The organism is Ditibartonella choladocola (assembly GCF_002007565.1).
In the GTDB taxonomy this organism is placed as follows: domain Bacteria; phylum Pseudomonadota; class Alphaproteobacteria; order Rhizobiales; family Rhizobiaceae; genus Bartonella; species Bartonella choladocola.
Window position 1 is genome coordinate 2,800,110 of the sequence record NZ_CP015625.1, and the last position, 16,703, is coordinate 2,816,812.

The 16,703-nt window shown below is 46.4% G+C and carries 17 protein-coding genes; 4 read left to right on the forward strand and 13 right to left on the reverse strand.

The window, feature by feature from the left end; translation table 11 throughout:
- Window positions 1-121 precede the first annotated feature (121 nt).
- Window positions 122-328 carry a hypothetical protein gene (locus tag BBC0122_RS12235; protein WP_077994173.1) on the forward strand — a complete coding sequence of 69 codons (207 nt, stop codon included), beginning with the start codon at window positions 122-124 and terminating at the stop codon, window positions 326-328.
- Window positions 329-498: 170 nt separating this feature from the next.
- On the opposite strand, the gene BBC0122_RS12240 is transcribed toward BBC0122_RS12235, so the two are convergent.
- From BBC0122_RS12240 to htpX, 5 genes are all read right to left on the reverse strand, one after another.
- Complete coding sequence (locus BBC0122_RS12240; protein ID WP_077994175.1) at window positions 499-642, reverse strand: DUF1127 domain-containing protein; 144 nt, start codon at window positions 640-642, stop codon at window positions 499-501.
- Window positions 643-1,460: 818 nt separating this feature from the next.
- Window positions 1,461-3,077 carry a bifunctional phosphoribosylaminoimidazolecarboxamide formyltransferase/IMP cyclohydrolase gene (gene purH / locus BBC0122_RS12245; RefSeq protein WP_077994176.1) on the reverse strand — a complete coding sequence of 539 codons (1,617 nt, stop codon included), beginning with the start codon at window positions 3,075-3,077 and terminating at the stop codon, window positions 1,461-1,463.
- Window positions 3,078-3,232: 155 nt separating this feature from the next.
- Window positions 3,233-4,870, reverse strand: coding sequence for a heparinase II/III family protein (locus tag BBC0122_RS12250; RefSeq protein WP_077994716.1), 1,638 nt, complete (start codon window positions 4,868-4,870; stop codon window positions 3,233-3,235).
- 480 nt (window positions 4,871-5,350) lie between these two features.
- Entirely contained in the window at window positions 5,351-6,703 is a 1,353-nt protein-coding gene (locus BBC0122_RS12255; RefSeq protein ID WP_418214887.1) for an RsmB/NOP family class I SAM-dependent RNA methyltransferase, read from the reverse strand.
- Window positions 6,704-6,731: 28 nt separating this feature from the next.
- Complete coding sequence (gene htpX / locus BBC0122_RS12260; RefSeq protein ID WP_077994177.1) at window positions 6,732-7,688, reverse strand: zinc metalloprotease HtpX; 957 nt, start codon at window positions 7,686-7,688, stop codon at window positions 6,732-6,734.
- A gap of 82 nt (window positions 7,689-7,770) precedes the next feature.
- On the opposite strand from htpX, the gene BBC0122_RS12265 reads away from it, so the two are divergent.
- Window positions 7,771-7,983, forward strand: coding sequence for a DUF1674 domain-containing protein (locus BBC0122_RS12265; protein ID WP_077994178.1), 213 nt, complete (start codon window positions 7,771-7,773; stop codon window positions 7,981-7,983).
- 272 nt (window positions 7,984-8,255) lie between these two features.
- Here the strand turns inward: BBC0122_RS12265 and BBC0122_RS12920 are convergent, their stop codons facing one another.
- From BBC0122_RS12920 to ffh, 4 genes are all read right to left on the reverse strand, one after another.
- The gene (locus BBC0122_RS12920) at window positions 8,256-8,612 is read right to left on the reverse strand and encodes a hypothetical protein (RefSeq protein ID WP_149866706.1); all 357 of its coding nucleotides are present in this window, start codon (window positions 8,610-8,612) and stop codon (window positions 8,256-8,258) included.
- Complete coding sequence (rpsP, locus tag BBC0122_RS12275; RefSeq protein WP_077994181.1) at window positions 8,530-8,919, reverse strand: 30S ribosomal protein S16; 390 nt, start codon at window positions 8,917-8,919, stop codon at window positions 8,530-8,532. The genes BBC0122_RS12920 and rpsP overlap by 83 nt, the downstream gene beginning before the upstream one ends.
- Before the next feature lie 81 nt (window positions 8,920-9,000).
- Window positions 9,001-9,306, reverse strand: a complete 306-nt coding sequence (locus BBC0122_RS12280) for a chorismate mutase (protein ID WP_077994720.1) — start codon at window positions 9,304-9,306, stop codon at window positions 9,001-9,003.
- Between the two features lie 23 nt (window positions 9,307-9,329).
- Entirely contained in the window at window positions 9,330-10,874 is a 1,545-nt protein-coding gene (gene ffh / locus BBC0122_RS12285) for a signal recognition particle protein (protein ID WP_077994182.1), read from the reverse strand.
- Window positions 10,875-11,193: 319 nt separating this feature from the next.
- Here ffh and BBC0122_RS12290 point away from each other — a divergent pair, with 319 nt between their 5' ends.
- On the forward strand, window positions 11,194-12,012 hold the full coding sequence (locus tag BBC0122_RS12290) for a lytic murein transglycosylase (protein WP_077994184.1): 819 nt from the start codon (window positions 11,194-11,196) through the stop codon (window positions 12,010-12,012).
- Window positions 12,013-12,192: 180 nt separating this feature from the next.
- On the opposite strand, the gene BBC0122_RS12295 is transcribed toward BBC0122_RS12290, so the two are convergent.
- The 3 genes from BBC0122_RS12295 to BBC0122_RS12305 all read right to left on the reverse strand — a co-directional run bounded on the left by BBC0122_RS12295 (window position 12,193) and on the right by BBC0122_RS12305 (window position 15,234).
- Entirely contained in the window at window positions 12,193-12,834 is a 642-nt protein-coding gene (locus BBC0122_RS12295; RefSeq protein WP_077994185.1) for a carbonic anhydrase, read from the reverse strand.
- 101 nt (window positions 12,835-12,935) lie between these two features.
- Complete coding sequence (gene pdxY / locus BBC0122_RS12300; RefSeq protein WP_188318052.1) at window positions 12,936-13,811, reverse strand: pyridoxal kinase; 876 nt, start codon at window positions 13,809-13,811, stop codon at window positions 12,936-12,938.
- Between the two features lie 385 nt (window positions 13,812-14,196).
- The gene (locus BBC0122_RS12305) at window positions 14,197-15,234 is read right to left on the reverse strand and encodes a DUF2125 domain-containing protein (RefSeq protein ID WP_077994191.1); all 1,038 of its coding nucleotides are present in this window, start codon (window positions 15,232-15,234) and stop codon (window positions 14,197-14,199) included.
- A 141-nt stretch (window positions 15,235-15,375) separates the two neighbouring features.
- Here BBC0122_RS12305 and BBC0122_RS12310 point away from each other — a divergent pair, with 141 nt between their 5' ends.
- Complete coding sequence (locus BBC0122_RS12310; protein WP_077994195.1) at window positions 15,376-15,894, forward strand: gamma-glutamylcyclotransferase; 519 nt, start codon at window positions 15,376-15,378, stop codon at window positions 15,892-15,894.
- Window positions 15,895-15,942: 48 nt separating this feature from the next.
- Here BBC0122_RS12310 and BBC0122_RS12315 read toward each other — a convergent pair whose 3' ends face one another.
- A complete protein-coding gene (locus BBC0122_RS12315) occupies window positions 15,943-16,689 on the reverse strand; it encodes a glutamine amidotransferase (protein ID WP_077994197.1) in 747 nt (248 codons plus the stop codon).
- Between the last annotated feature and the right edge of the window lie 14 nt (window positions 16,690-16,703).

A 16,703-nucleotide genomic window follows, 5' to 3' on the forward strand; every position in this document is an offset into this window, starting at 1 on the left:
GCAAAATAAGCGTTTCGATCAAGGAAACGAAATAACAAACGCTTGGCTTACGGGCGGAGGCAGCAGACGTTGCAAAAGAAAACCTCAAGGGAAGGAAATAAAGGGAAGGAAATAAAAACGCGTGGCTCGCGGGAGGGGGCTGCAGACGTTGCAAAGAGGTAAGCCCCAAGGGAAGGAAATAAAAACGCTTGGCTTACGGGAGGGGGCAGCAGACGTTACAAAAGGAAAGCCTCAAGGAAACGAAATAAAAACGCTTGCCTCGCGAGAGGCGGCAGCAGACGTTGAAAAAGAAAAGCCTCAAGAGGAGGAAATAAAAGGAATAAAATAAAAACGCTTGGCTCGCGGGAGGGGGCAGCAGACGTTGCAAAAAGGTAAGCCCAAGGGAAGGAAATAAAAACGCCTGCTGCGGGAGGGGGCAGCAGACGTTACAAAAGGAAAGCCTCAAGGGAAGGAAAGGCTTTCCACCCAGAGCCTGAGGGGAAAAGGCTCTGCGAGCTTTTAGCGCGCTGTACGGCGAGCGATTGCCGCGATCTCTGAACGGGTAATACCGAGATCATTCAATTCATGAGTAGAAAGGCGGCTCAATTCATTATAAGTTGTACGATAACGGCGCCATTTATTAAAACTACGAAGAAGATTCATGACACTCACCTGATTGAATATATTATGTTGGAATTTGTTGAGGCGTATATAGACTTGACCCCCCGCATTGAGGAGTGACAAGATTGCATAGCTGCTGTGCAGCGATTAAGCATTTTGTATATTTTTTAGTCACAATTCATTAAGAATTGGCGATATTTCGCCTCATTTCGTAACATTTGGCCTTATTCAGGAAATAAAACGATATTTTTCGCCATAATTTTTGTGAAAAATCGCGTGGAAATTGTTTTGAAATGATGCAAATTTCAAATTTGAAAGAAAGAAATTCTATTTACCTTTAAAAACAACTTGCAGGATAAGGTTATTTTCTAACACAACTCTTAAATCATGGTTAATTTTTCGTTTAGCGCAACCCGCTTCACGGAGATGAAATATATTGTTGGCGGGGGCAAATAATTTTTTGGCAAGCGCTATTGTTTATTCCCGCTATTCTTTGCTGTCGCGATACTGTCTCAGCCAGAAAAATTCTTATCTGTTTCAATCAATTGCGGCATGTCTATTGCAATTATCCCTTAAGGATTTCCAATGCCATACGCTTCATAGACACCACGCTATTCGAGAAAAGTGTTCAATCTCGTAAAAATCTCCGCTAGATCTATCGAAACAAAGCTCGGCCGGTTTTAAAAATATTTTAGCCCGAACAATCACTATTCTTCTCCGGCGCTTCCATTTTGAAGCTTGCTCAACGTGTCTTCCAATCAATTCCCGCAAGTATCGGAAACTGTAGTAGTATTAAAAAAAGCTGCCGGAATTGATCCAGCAGCTTTTCCTTGTATGAAATCTTTGTTCTTTCCATCCATTCAGTGACGGAAATGGCGCATACCGGTAAAGACCATTGCGATATTGTTTTCGTCGGCTGCTGCAATCACTTCATCATCGCGGATAGAACCGCCAGGCTGGATGACCGCTGTCGCGCCCGCTTCCACCGCTGACAACAACCCATCGGCAAACGGGAAGAAAGCGTCGGATGCGACAACCGAACCTTTGGTCAAAGGCTCGCTAATACCGGCGATTTTAGCTGCATCCAGCGCTTTATGAGCGGCTATACGGGCTGAGTCCACGCGGCTCATCTGACCGGCACCGATACCGACTGTTGCATTATCCTTCACATAGACAATGGCATTCGATTTCACGTGTTTGGCAACCTGAAATGCAAATTTGAGATCACGCATTTCCGCTTCGGTCGGTTGGCGTTTTGTAACCACTTTCAAATCGAGATCGTCAATCACACCATTATCACGCGTCTGAACCAACATGCCGCCCGATACGGTTCTCATTGTCAAACCGGGAGCGCGCGGGTCAGGCAGACCACCGGTAATCAGAAGACGCAGATTTTTCTTCCTGGCAATGATTTCGCGAGCCGTTTCTGTAGCGTCCGGTGCGATAATAACTTCGGTAAAAATTTTGGTAATTTCGGTGGCGCAATCTTCGTCAAGCGGACGGTTCAGCGCAATAATACCACCGAAAGCCGAAACAGAATCGCAAGCCAAAGCTTTAAGATAGGCTTCTTTCAACGTTTTGCCTTTGGCAACCCCGCAAGGATTTGCATGTTTGATAATGGCGACCGCTGCAGTCTTTTCCGGATCGAATTCGGCAACGGTTTCAAAGGCTGCGTCCGTATCATTGATATTATTATAGGAAAGCTGTTTTCCCTGTAAAACCTGTGCGGTTGATACACCGAAACGCTTTTCACCGGTCAGATAAAAACCCGCTTTTTGATGCGGATTTTCGCCATAGCGCATAATCGTTTCAAGTTCGCCGCCAATTGCGCGCCATTTCGGCGTATCAATTTCAAGTGCCTCGGCAAACCAGTTCGATATTGCTGCATCATATGAAGCTGTACGGGCAAAAGCACGGGCAGCCAGCATGCGACGGAAGGAAAGCTTCAGACTGCCTTCATTTTTATCAAGTTCGGCCAATACCAGATTATAATCATCCGCATCTGTCACAACTGTAACATAAGCGTGGTTCTTTGCAGCGGCACGAATCATTGCCGGGCCGCCAATGTCGATATTTTCGACAATGGTTTCATTATCGGCACCGGAAAGTCTTGTTTCCTCGAACGGATAAAGATTGACAGCAACAAGATCAATGCCGACAATTCCGTGTTTTTTCATTGCGGCCTGATGTTCCGGATCATCACGGATTGCAAGTATGCCTCCATGAATTGCCGGATGCAGAGTTTTGACCCGACCATCCATAATTTCCGGAAAACCGGTAACTTCGGAGACATCTTTGACAGGCAAACCGGCTTCAGCCAGAGCCTTTGCAGTACCGCCTGTCGAAATAAGCTCGACGCCATATTCATGAAGGCGCGTTGCAAAGTCGATAAGGCCGGTTTTATCCGATACGGAAATAAGAGCCCGACGCACCCGAAGCAAATCGGGCGCGGGAATGTGTTTCGATGTCACAGTCATAGCATTGTTCCTGAAATTTACGCAGAAGAAATAACCTTAACTGCCATAGCACAGGAAGTTGAAAAAAACACTCTATGAAAAGAAAAGTGAACGGTTTTGACTTGAAACTTTTAGATAAGCTCTTTTCAAAATACCTTCATTTCCAGCTCAATTACTTAGCTTGCTCCGGTAATACGTGTAAAACGCCAACGGATTTTTTCGGTGAGAACCGGCCGAAAATTCAAGACAATCTGACGTGTTCTTCTTGGACCGCTCGGATCTGCAAAGTCGATTGAATCTTCAAGCTGTATATCGGCATCGGGAGAAATAAAATTCCACGCATCTCCCTTCAAAACTTCCAGACGCAAGCTGTTACCATCATGGCTCACCTCGACATGGGGATGAAGATGGAACCGCACCGCTACATTGTCACGACCATCGCTTTTGATGGATTTTCCGGCAGGTGCGAAAAAGGAGTCATAGCCGTCGATAATATTGCCATTGGATGTAAGCAGCAATCCACGCTCGTGAATCATATTGAATGATGCGAGATAGCCGTTATGACTTGCAACAAAACCGACACGGTCCGGTTCTTCAACGCGTTTGATATTGACAATTGTCGGGCCGCTTATGAGTGCGGCGCGGCTATTGCCTTTGCGCTTATGGAATTTACCGGAAGATGTATCGTTCAGTGTTGCCGTCGAATGGGCTGCGGTTGCCCGCGCCATCAAAGCATAATCGTCCGGTCCATAGGGGTCGATTCCCGCATTGATAATGAAACGGTCGGCACCTGAGGACATTTCAAAGGAAAGGCAACCTGCGGCCGCTTGATAGGAAACCTGACGCGGTGGAATTGTTCCGGTATCGGCAATGATGGTTGTATTATTCGCGTAAAGTCTCTGATAGCCGGAATAAGGCGCATGTGAAAAAGGCATACCGGCTGTCTCGTCAAGTTTCAAAACAACTGCCAACCTTTCCGGCAAAACCGGCCCCACTCCGTTAAAATGGGCAAGCGTCTGATCCTGATGAACAAAAAACCGCAAAGCCGGTAACATGCGTTCAACCGAATCAACCAATATTCTGGGTGCAGTCTCTTTGCTATGGGCATAAAGGTGACGCAATGCGATAAGATCGGTCAACAGGGAAAGCAATGTTGCGGGATTGCGCGAAATATGCCCACCATCCGGCAAGATTTGCCGCGCCAAAGACCGCGCAAGCTGCATCTGGGAAGCCTTTTTCATGGAAGGTGATACAGGCAAAGAAACAGAAGCAAAACATAAAGCGATAGCGGCTTGGAGACGGTTTTCATCCTCATCCATATTGCGGATAGCCGTTCTTAGAAACCGTGCATGAAAGCCTAACGCACGCAAAAACCGGCGCTCGAAATTTTCATTTGCGCCATCAAGCAACATTCGTGCATGGCAAAGCCATGAAATCAGCCTGCGCGCTGCAACATCAGGGCGCCATGCCAAACCTTTGACATGTTTTCCGGATTGTTCAAGCCAGTCGTTAAGCAAGGAACGGGCATGGGCATTGGCAAGCGGCGTACGCGCTGCATCAAGATGCCGGAGCCAACTGAAATCGTTAAGCGCTGCTTCCCAAGCAGGCGTTGGTGGCTCGACCGCAAAAGGTGAAATTGAACCGGTTTGCACAATCCTTCCGGCAAGCGCAAAACGGCCATGATAGAATTCATGCGCCATTTCCGGATCGGCCAAATGAAGATCGACAGGTTCAGCCAGAATACGTTGCGGACGAAAACCGGAAAACCGCCAGCGAAATAACGGTCCGACACACACACGCCGCAACAAACGCATCGCAGCATAAAGCGCTGGCGATGTTTTATATTGCTGATCGATTGTGGTGGCCACGATAGGAACTCCATGAAAATGAACTTGAACCTATTTTCATGGATTAAGGTGAATGATTGGTTAATTTTGGTAAAAAACCCGCAATAGAACATCAAGATCAAATGAAGTGGTTGTCATCCATTATACCGGCAAAAAAGGCTTAAAGCTTGATAATGTGCTGGGGCATAAACCGCTATAGTGGCGCTTGAACTTTTAACTTTTTAAAATGCGTTCGGGCTTTTATTTTTAAAACCAAACTTAAATATTCTGCCAATTTTATGCGTCCCGCCTTGAAATATCGGCGTTAAAAATTCCGGATGCTGCCCATCAGCCATTTAAAATTCGCAAAACAAGCATTCAAAAAACTGAAGGTTTCAGTGCCCCTTTTCTCTTTTGTCAGGACAAAGCGGCATGAAAATTGAAAATAATAGCGAGGTTACGAAAGGCTTAAGCAATACGTTTGAATCTCGCTGCAAAAAAGCCGTCCATGCCCGATAATAATGGCGTTTCCCCTTCAAGATCGGCGGGAGTGGTGCGTAAAACACCGTTTGGCAAAAGCTCTTTTCTTCCCCCCACTTCTTCATCACGGATTGGTACGAGCGTGATATCATTGCGGCTTGAAAGAACTTTATCAACAAGCTCTTCGCCCTCCTGTCTTGCAATCGAACAATTTGCAAAGACAATCAAGCCGCCAATTTTGACAAGCGAAATGGAAGCGACAAGAAGTTCAAGCTGTAATTTTGCAAGTTTTTCAACGTCACTAATATCTTTTGTCCATAAAATATCAGGGTGTCTTCTGATTGTTCCGGTCGACGAACAGGGCGCATCAAGCAAAACAGCATCAAAAAGTTCTTCAGGTTTGAAATCTTTAAGGTTGCCCGCCCATGTTGCAACCTTCAAATCGAGCCGTTCCATATTATGTTGTAAACGCTTCAGGCGGTTTGCCGAAAGATCGATTGCCGTTACATGGGCGCCCTGAACGGCAAGCTCTGCCGTTTTTCCGCCCGGTGCTGCACATAAATCTGCTACAGCTTTATCTTTAATATTGCCGAGCAAGCGGGCGGGAAGAGAGGCGGCCACATCTTGCACCCACCATTCCCCTTGTTGATAGCCTTCAAGATCGCTTACCGCCCCTTCGACATGTTCAAGCCGGACTGTGCCATTGAAGAGAACATGACCACCGAGTTTTTCCGCCCATATTTCAGGGTTGCTTTTGACTGAAATATCGATTGGTGGTTCAATTGCCTGTGCGGCCAAAATTTTTGCTGCCTTTTCACGACCATAGGCTTCGATCAACATGTGAGAAAACCATGCCGGAATATTTTCCGTTGCCGAACTTTGCGCCCGTTCCTTATCGGCATTGCGGGCAAGTTTTCGCAAAATTGCATTGACAAGGCCTGAAAAACGTTGATTGCGCGGGTCGCTTTTGGCGGCAGTAACGGCAAGATCAATGGCCGCATGGTCGGGAACATCAAGATAGAGCACTTGCGCTGCCGCCACATGGAGAAGATGTTTTAACGACAGGGCATTTTGCGGCAAAGGCCGATCAAGATAACGCTCAACTATTCTTTCAATATCAGCACGATGGCGAAGGGCTGCCCCCAAAATAGCGCGCACCAGCATACGATCACGCATTTCAAGTGCCAAATATTGGGGATGCCCGTGCTCGTTATCGGTGAGGCCATCAAGCGATGTCTTTTTGTCAATCACTGCCGAAAGAAGACGGGCTGCTGCCAGCCTTGCCGGAAGGCCCGGAACAGGCACGGCGGATTTTCTTTCGGACAAACCGGAATGATGTATTTTATGTTTATTTGCCAATATCGACTCGTTATGACCATGGACCTTTCGGCGTGTTATTGCGCATCCATGACGGACGTTCAACAGTGCGGCGCATATTTTCCCATGGCGAACCGCTTGTTGTCGTAATATTCATTTCCTCGGCCTGTTTACGCAAAGCTTTTATGCGGTTTTCCGTTGAAGGATGGGTCGAAAAAAGACTATCCGCCCCGCTGCCATTCAAAGGATTGATGATAAACAGATGTGCTGTTGCAGGATTATGTTCTGCTTCCTCATTGGGAACATCTGCAACACCACGGGCAATTTTGTTCAAGGCCGAGGCAAGCCATAGCGGATTTCCACATATTTGGCCGCCGCGTTTATCGGCCGCATATTCGCGTGTTCTGCTGATCGCCATTTGCACAAGCATGGCAGCAAAAGGTGCCACGAACATCGCAATAATTGTACCGATAATACCGGATGAATTGGAGTTACCATTGGAATCGCGGTTACTGCTGCCGAAAAACAACGCAAAATTGCCAAGCATCGAAATGGCTCCGGCAATCGAAGCGGTTATTGTCATTGTCAGCGTATCATGGTTTTGTACATGTGACAGCTCGTGCGCCATAACACCGGCCAGTTCTTCCGGACTAAGCGCATTCAACAGGCCGGTTGTGGCAGCAACAGAGGCATGTTCGGGATTGCGTCCGGTTGCAAAAGCATTGGGCTGCGCGTTATCAATCACAAAGACTTTCGGTTGGGGAAGACCGACTTTTTTGGCAAGGTCGCTCACAATCCGGTAATATTGGGGGGCGCTCCGCTCATCGACCTGATGCGCGCCATACATACTCAAAACCATTTTATCCGAATTCCAATAGGAAAACAGATTCATTCCGGCTGAAATGAGAAATGCGATCACTGCACCATTACTGCCGCCAATGAGGTAGCCGACGCCCATCAATAGTGCCGTCATGAAAGCAAGAAGCATGGCGGTACGCATAAAATTCATTGTCAAAAACTCCGATATAAAGCATATTTGCCCTATATGATGGTGAATATTTCCGTTTTCTTCAATGGAAGACCTATGAAAAATGACAGACAAACAAAAAGAACAAAATATAGAAAATAAAAATCCCGAAAAAAAAGAACTTCCCCCTGCAGCACAAAGAGCACTGAAAGAAGCCGAGGAACGGCGTAAAAAAGCCAAGAAAACCGATGCGCCGAAGGAAATCGGCGGTCGTGGCGGAAATGATCCTTCACGCTATGGCGATTGGGAAATAAAGGGAAGGGCTATCGACTTCTGATTTTTGAAAGCTCATTCAAATAAATCCGGTTTTTAAAAATTTAATTCCGGATTTTTTGTGTATTATTATTTTTATATTATTCCGTCTAAATTGTTAAACCGGTTTTTTCTTATATATTTTTTTGTTTTTATTTTGGACTTGCCAATTTTTATAACAAATCGAATGTTCGAGAAAGCGATTTATACAGCGCGCTTCCCTGTTTTTATTTCCATATTTTAACGACAAATACGCAAAGCTTTATATCAGCCTTTAATCAATAGACGCCGGAATGTTTAAAAAAGCTCATAGCCGGAATCGGTGAAAAGCCCGTAAATGAGAAAGTTTAAACTGCCTAATTGATAAATTGCCGCGCTGCCGGTGCGATTATTCATGCTGCAACGCTTCACAACATCAATATAGGGCCTTTGATAAAAATAACGAATGCAAAAAATTCTGTGCGCCGTTGATGGTTCACGCAAAATTCCAACAAAAACGGGCATCAAGTGCCCGTTTTTTTGACTTTTTTCAAGACTTGCCGGAAGTCTTAAAAGCTTTAATTTTAAAAGTTTATTCTGTCGGCTGGGCTGCTGCTTCAGCAGGAGCAGCTGCGGCAGCTTTGGCTTCTTCTTCAGCCTGTTTGGCGGCAGCAATACGTTCCTGAGCTTTTTTGCCGGGCTGTGCTTTATTCGGATTGTTGCGGGGCTTGCGCTTGAAAAGACCGGCAGCATCAAGAAAACGTGCAACACGATCTGTCGGCAAAGCACCGTGACCCAGCCAATATTGGATGCGCTCGTTATCTATCTTTACGCGATCATTCTCGTCGGCAAGCATCGGATTCCAGAAACCGACACGTTCGATAAACCGGCCATCACGCGGGCTGCGGATATCGGCGATAACGATATGGTAGTAAGGGCGCTTTTTTGAACCTGCGCGTGACAGACGAATTTTCAACGACATGTTTTATCTCCTATTGTCGGTTTTGGCTTTTGACCAATCGGGTTGCCGCCGGTCTTTTCGTGTTCCGGCAGAAATGTTTCCTTATTTTGAATGCAGTTTCAAAGCCGTCGCTTCGTGGTGACGAATGACTTCCTTGACGATGAAATTTAAAAATTTTTCCGCAAAATCGGGATCAAGATGGCTTTCTTCAGCAAGCTTGCGCAAACGCTCGACCTGCCGTTTTTCGCGTGATGGATCGGCGGGCGGAAGGCCATATTTTGCCTTTAATACTCCGACAGCTTTGGTGCAGCGGAACCGTTCGGCAAGAATATGCACAAGTGCGGCATCAAAATTGTCGATTGATTCACGAAGTTGCACAAGCTCTTCAGGAATTTTTGTATCACTCATAATCTTCAACGTTTCTTCGTTTTTCAATGCTTTTTCGGCAGGCCGGGAAGACCTGGGAATTTCGTTCCGCTTGACGGCAGTCCGGGTAATGTCCCGCCACCAAGACCGGGAAGTTTGTTTCCAAGGCCTGCACTTTCAGTCTGTTTCTGAATTTTTTCCAATTGCTTGGGATCCATTGACGAAAGATCGGGAAGGCCACCACCCAAACCGCCAAATCCCAATTTGGCGCCAATGCCGCCCATCATCTTCTGCATCAGACCACCTTTGCCTTTGCCGCCCATCATTTTCATCATGTCGGCCATCTGACGATGCATTTTGAGAAGTTTGTTGATGTCAGCCGCATTGGTACCCGACCCTTTGGCAATGCGTTGCTTGCGGCTATGTTTCAAAAGATCGGGATTGGCACGTTCTTCTTTGGTCATGGAAGAAATAATGGCCAATTGGCGGTTAAAAAGATTGTCGTCAAGACCGGCAGCGGCAATCTGGTCTTTCATTTTTCCGATGCCCGGCATCATGCCGAGAATGCCGCCCATGCCACCCAATTTCTTCATTTGCTTGAGCTGTTCGGCCAAATCGCTCAGGTCGAATTTGCCCTTCTGCATTTTTTTGGCAAGTGCAGCGGCTTTTTCCTGATCTATCGTTTCGGCAGCTTTTTCAACGAGCGAAACAATGTCGCCCATGCCCAGAATACGATCGGCAATGCGGCGCGGATGGAATTCTTCCAGCGCTTCCATTTTTTCGCCGGTTGCAATAGCCTTGATCGGCTTGCCGGTTACAGCGCGCATTGAAAGGGCAGCACCACCACGCCCGTCTCCATCCATACGTGTCAATATGATACCGGTAATGCCCACACGCTCGTCAAATGAACGGGCAAGGTTGACAGCATCCTGACCGGTCAAACTATCGGCAACAAGCAAGATTTCATGTGGTGCGGATTTGGCCTTGATGTCGGCCATTTCGACCATAAGCGGCTCGTCGATATGGGTGCGACCGGCCGTGTCGAGAATAACAACATCCTGACCGCCAAGTTTGGCAGCCTGAACAGCACGGGCAGCTATTTCGACAGGTGTCTGTCCGGCAATAATCGGCAATGTCGGCACATGAATCTGTTCACCGAGCTGGCGCAATTGTTCCTGCGCCGCCGGACGGCGCGTATCAAGAGAAGCCATCAAGACTTTCTTGTTCTGTTTTTCAGTGAGGCGTTTGGCAATTTTTGCCGAAGTTGTGGTTTTACCTGAACCTTGCAGGCCGACCATCATGATAACAACCGGTGAAGGTGCATTGAGGTCTATGGAAATGCCTTCCGTGCCAAGCATTTCCACCAACTCGTCATGAACGAGTTTGACAACCATTTGCCCCGGTTTGATTGATTTGAGCAAATTGGCACCAACCGCCTTTTCACGCACACGGTCGGTAAAGGAGCGTACAACATCAAGTGCAACATCGGCTTCAATCAGCGCACGACGGACCTCACGCAGAGCGGTTGCAACATCCTGCTCCGACAAGCTTCCACGCCCTGTCAGATTGTTCAGAATAGTGCCCAGACGTTCCTGTAAGGAATCAAACATTGTCTACCTCTTTAATAAGCCAACAAACCCGAACCAAACAAAACACCCACCCGAGGGCGCATCGCGCTGTCGGATGTTGACCTCCGGGATCTCTTTATACCGTTACGGGTCCCGGTCGGTGGCTCCAAGTCTGATAAGCTTGTCGCAGATTTAAAGCGTCTTAAAACAGCAAAAGGAGCATCTTGTCAAGGTTTAAGCATATTGTATTTGATAAAGTGTAATCCCACTTGGTTTCAGAACCAACTTGTTATAAGCGGTAAAGTACATTTTACCTTACACAAAAGTCAGGTTTTAAGAAGGAACAGCTCTAATGTCTCGAATGTTTTGTAAAAGAGCGATAAAGGCCGGTTTTATCGGCTTGGCATTTGCCGCAACCACAGGAGTTGCCGTCGCGGCTCCGAAATGCGGAAACACTTCGGCCGGTTTTGAAAACTGGGTAGAGGCAACCAAACAGGAAGCAGCCGCAAACGGAATCGGCAAACAGGGCATAGCCGCGTTGAACAATGTGCATTATGCGCAGGCGACCATCAATGCAGACCGTGGCCAGAAAAGTTTCAAACTGAGCCTTGACCAGTTCATGAAAAAACGCGGCTCGTCAACCATTGTTGCCCGTGGCAGAGTGATGAAAAAGCAGAATGCGGCACTGTTTGACCGGCTTGAGAAAAAATACGGTGTTGCATCCGGTCCGGTGATTGCCATTTGGGGAATGGAAACGAGCTTCGGTTCCTATATGGGTAAACAACATACGTTGTCCGCCGTTGCAACATTGGCTTATGATTGTCGGCGCAGCGCATTTTTTACCGACCAACTCTATGCCGCTTTAAAGCTGATTGACCGCGGAGATTTCGACCCGAATTCTATCGGTGCGATGCATGGCGAAATCGGACAAACCCAATTTTTGCCGAAAAATGTTCTGCTTTATGGCGCCGATGGTGATGGCAACGGTCACATTGACATGATTAACTCGAAAGCCGACGCACTTGCTTCGACATTCAATTTCTTGCGTAACCATGGTTGGAAACCGGGACAGGGCTATCAACCGGGAGAACCCAATTTCGCCGCCATTCAGGGTTGGAATGATGCAAGCGTTTACCAGCAGTCAATTGCCATTATGGGTAAACAGATAGACGGCAATTGATGAAGCGCCTTGCCGTTTCATGGCAAATGGTATTTTTCCATTCCGCTATCCGGCAATAACTATAAAGTGGCGATAAAAGTCATATTTGTTAAAGTCTTGAAAGCCTGCCAATCCGGCGGGCTTTTTCTATAAAACTTTTGTTCGACAACGCGACCGGTTTGAAACGGACTGCCGCAAAGATTATTCTTCTGCCCTGATAAAATCACCGGTACGCCTGTCCATAATCCATAATTCGCCTGTCGCAATATCGAACCACGCTCCATGAAGGGCAAGCTTTCCCTGATCTTCCCGTCGTTTTATCCATGGGAACGTACGCAGATTATTGATTGAATAGCGGATGGAAATCCGCTCAAGTGCGGTTTGACGTTCACCCGATGTCATCAATGTATTGGTTGCAACCGCTTCGGCAGCCGGTGTCAATAGCCCCATCCATTTACCGATAAAATCGACCGTTGAAAGGGGTGCTCCATCAAGGTCAAGTGCATTGCGTATGCCGCCACAACGCGCGTGGCCAAGTACAACAATGTTTTTGACTTTTAAAGACTGGACAGCAAATTCCAGTGCCGCCGAAGTTGCATGATATTCCTTGTCAGGGTGAAATGGCGGCACGAGATTGGCAACATTACGCATAACAAATATTTCACCCGGATCGGTATCAAAAACAGTTTCCGGTGCAGCTCGCGAATCGCAGCAGGCTATGACCATGGTCTCGGGCTTTTGCCCTTCATAAGCCAATTGTTTATAGCGCTCGCGCTCATGAGTAAAACGGCTTTTCATAAATATATGATAGCCGTTTAAAAGCTTTTCAGGGAAATCCATCATCAATCAATCAGTCATTTGGCAATCATTTGGCAATCACTGGGCAATCACTGGGCAATCACTTCACTTAACAATCACTGGGCAGCTTTCGCTGTTCCCGCCTTTTATTTGTTTTTTGCCACTTCTGCCGTATCTTTGAGATAGCGCAACGTAACGCGCTCGGCGAGTGTGCCAAGCCGGTGCAACCCGCTTTCAAGCATCAATTCGTAACCATTGTTCCTCGTTGTTTCCATGAGCATGGTATAAACAGAAGCAGTGGCAAAACGGAGAGCATCTTCTTCATTGTCACCATCAAGAATACGGGCAAGGAAAAGTGCCGCTGTGAGATCACCAAGCCCGTTAACCGGATCCTTCACCAACGGGTGTTCGGCAAGCAGGATGGATTTATCGGTCACAAGCAGATTGCCGGTGGCGTTTTTTAAAAGTGGCCATGCAGAAGTAACAAGAGTTGTCTTGCAACCCGTTTTTCGTGCAGCTTCAATAATCTCGTGATTGGTATCAAGTTTTTTCGACACAATCCATTCAAGTTCCGACCGGTTGGGTTTCAGAATATCGGCAAGCGGCAACAGTTTTTCGACAGTTTCTTTGGCGATGTCTTCCCCGACATAAAGCCCGCCTTCGTCCCCCAGAACCGGATCACAAAAATAGACAAGATGCGGATTTTTCTGTTTGAGCGTTTTGATAAGATCGGCGGTAATCTCGATCTGTTCGGCACTTCCGAAATAGCCGGTCATGACTGCTGCAATTTCACCCACCCATTTCGAGCGGATAATATCATCCGCCCAGGCTTTGAAATCGGCTACCGGAACGATCAGCCGGTGGGAAGGACCATGGCGCGGCTGCCATGTCATGCTGACTGTCAACATATCCCAAACAGCATATCCCATTTGTTCGAGAGCATTGACGCTCACACGTGTGCCGACCGAACCGCGAATGACATGACTTGAAATAACAAGAACAGATTTTCCAGAATTGCTCATCAACAATGCCTTTTTCATAAAACAAGCTTTTATTTAAAACCTGTTTCACTTTGCCACAAGTGAGAAATTGGTGACAATCGGCAGCAAAGTTCCAGCAATCAAATGGCGGAACAGGAATGGGCGGAAACGGAATAGTCGGAAACGGAATAGTCGGGAAATCTATAATAGCGCCATTTGGAAATTATCGTCGCTTTAAGTTCCTGAAATTACATATGACCATTTTATAAAGATCATTTTTTTGAAATATAAATTTATAAAAATTTTATACAAAATTCCAATATCATTATTTTATAAAATAAAAAACTTCATATAGCTCCAAAAAGCTATTTATATATTTTAATGATTGAATTTATTTCAAATCGGATATTAAAAATTGTTTCGGTAATTATATCGGATCAATGTGTCCAATTTTAAAAAAGGCCAATCGCACTTCACCGTTTTTCACTGATAGTTGCAGAACCGGATCGCCCTTATCATTCTTTGGCATAGCGCTTAAAGCGAAAAAGATTGTTTTGAGATTGTCGAATTGTGAAGGAAATGTTGAACGGGCCGTTTGCATGAGCTTGTTCTGGTCACTTATTGCAATGTCGAATTTTGCATTGAGGTAACCTTCCTCGTTAAAGGAAAATGGTCCCGAAACAGTTAACGCCCCGCCGGTTGCAAAACGCACTGTCGACGATTTCAAAAAACCTTTGTGACCGCGTAGTCGCTCGATCGGAATATCGTGGTTTTCGTCACTTGTAAAAAGGGATGAAGCTTCATCGAGTGTCCATTGAATATCACCACTCATTTCCGGTACCGTCGTATTTTCATGCGGAACAGTCAAGGGCAACTGCAAATCGACAAATGTCAATCTGGCATCAAGATTGCTATTCAAACCATGAGCATCAAAACGCAGAAATTTTCCTGTCGTTCTGTCTTGTAGCTGGTCGGCATCTGTTCTGGTTCCAATTTCTATGTCATCAGTCCGTAAACTGACAGCATCGGGGATATGATGGCTCATATCTGTTTCAATTTTCATATCACTCCACTTGGCAGAAAGTGGAACAAGGCCCGGAAATTCGAGAGATATTGGGGAATTTAGCGACAATTCCAGCCAGCGGGGTGCATAAACCGGAGCACCGGTAATTATTTTCCCGCCGGAAAAAGCAAATCCTTTGACCAATTGCTGCAAATTGACTGTGTCGCAGGAAACGCCGATTCTGAGCGGATAGCCGGTTTTATGCATATTTTCACATATCGCAACAAAGCCGTTTTCATTATAGCTTGCCAATTGTCCGGAAACTTTTTCCTCGACCTTTGCTGCCAGAAAATACCAGAGAATCGAATAGAGAACGACAATCAGGACAATGGAAAAAATACCCCGTTTCAAATATCTGTGCTTGAGTGATTTACGGTGAGACACAAAGTCGGAGGAGGTCATCTTTCGGTTTTCTCGCAATTTCCATCAATGCCGGTTCGCCGATCATAGAGAATAACAACTTATATCTCCATAGACATTTATGCTTTTTTTAGTGCATATATCGATGTCTATAATGGTGCATGGAATAAGGATCGGCAGCAAATGCACGACTTTTGGGTATTCGGTTATGGTTCTTTGATGTGGAATCCGGGTTTTACCTATGATTTTATGTCGCCTGCCCGCCTTTATGGCTACCACCGCTCTTTATGTATCTATTCCAACCATTATCGCGGAACAGTAGAAAATCCCGGCCTTGTTTTAGGACTTGATCGCGGTGGGTGTTGCGACGGGCTGGCTTTCCACGTTCCGGTAGAGGATACCAAAAAAACCTACGATTATCTGATTGAACGTGAACAGGTAAACAGTGTCTATATCGAAAAGATGAAGCCGATCTATTTGAAAGACGGTCGCGTTGTCAACGGGCTGTTCTTTGTCGCCGATCAATCACATGAGCAATATGCAAAAAAGCTTGATCCGGAAAATATGGCACTCATCATTCGCAAAAGTCACGGGCTTGCCGGTTCCAACGTTGATTACGTGGTTAATACTGCGGCAAGTTTGAGAAAAATGGGCATTCCCGACAAGTCTCTGGAAAAGCTTGCAAAACTTCTTCAGGATTGACGAAATCCAATAATCGACAACCTTTAAAGCCGCTTCGGAAATTACCGGTCAGGATTGGATGGTTTTTTCCGGCTTGCCGAATATCTTGACAAGTGCCTGTTCGATCCAGCGGCGCAAAGCAGGGTCATAGACAAAACGCCCTTCCAGTTGCGATTTTGCACATTGGGCGCCCTTCAACTCCAAACGTTCCGCACCATGCACCACCCAACGCTGCATCATTGCACGTGTCAATTCGGAATGGAATTGCAACCCCCACGCATTTTCACCATAGCGGAAGGCTTGTGTGGGATAAGTGTTGCCCTTGGCCAGAAGTTCGGCACTCTGCGGCAAATCGTAAATGCCTTCGCTATGGAAATGATAAACCATTTTCGGCCAATCCATAACACTTTTGCCCCTTCCGGTTGCTTCGATCGGATACCACCCGATCTCCACCTCGCCATCGCTACGCGGTTTGACCACCCCGCCAAGATTTCTGGCAAGCAATTGCGCCCCAAGGCAAATACCGAGAAACGGTTTATTTTCTTTAAGGGCTACCGAAATCCAGTCCATCTCGCGATTGATAAAAGGCTCATTATCATTGGCACTCATCGGGCCGCCAAAAATAATGGCTCCGGCATAATCTTCCAATGTTGCAGGCAGACAATCCCCTAACACCGGACGATAAATGCTGAGTTCAAACCCGTTTCGTTGCAAGATTTGCCCGATCCGGCCTGTGGTTGAAGAGGCCTGATGTAACACTACCGCTATTTTTTGCTTTTTTTCTTTCGGGTAGAAATTTTCTTCTGCCACTGACATTTTAATAAAACGAC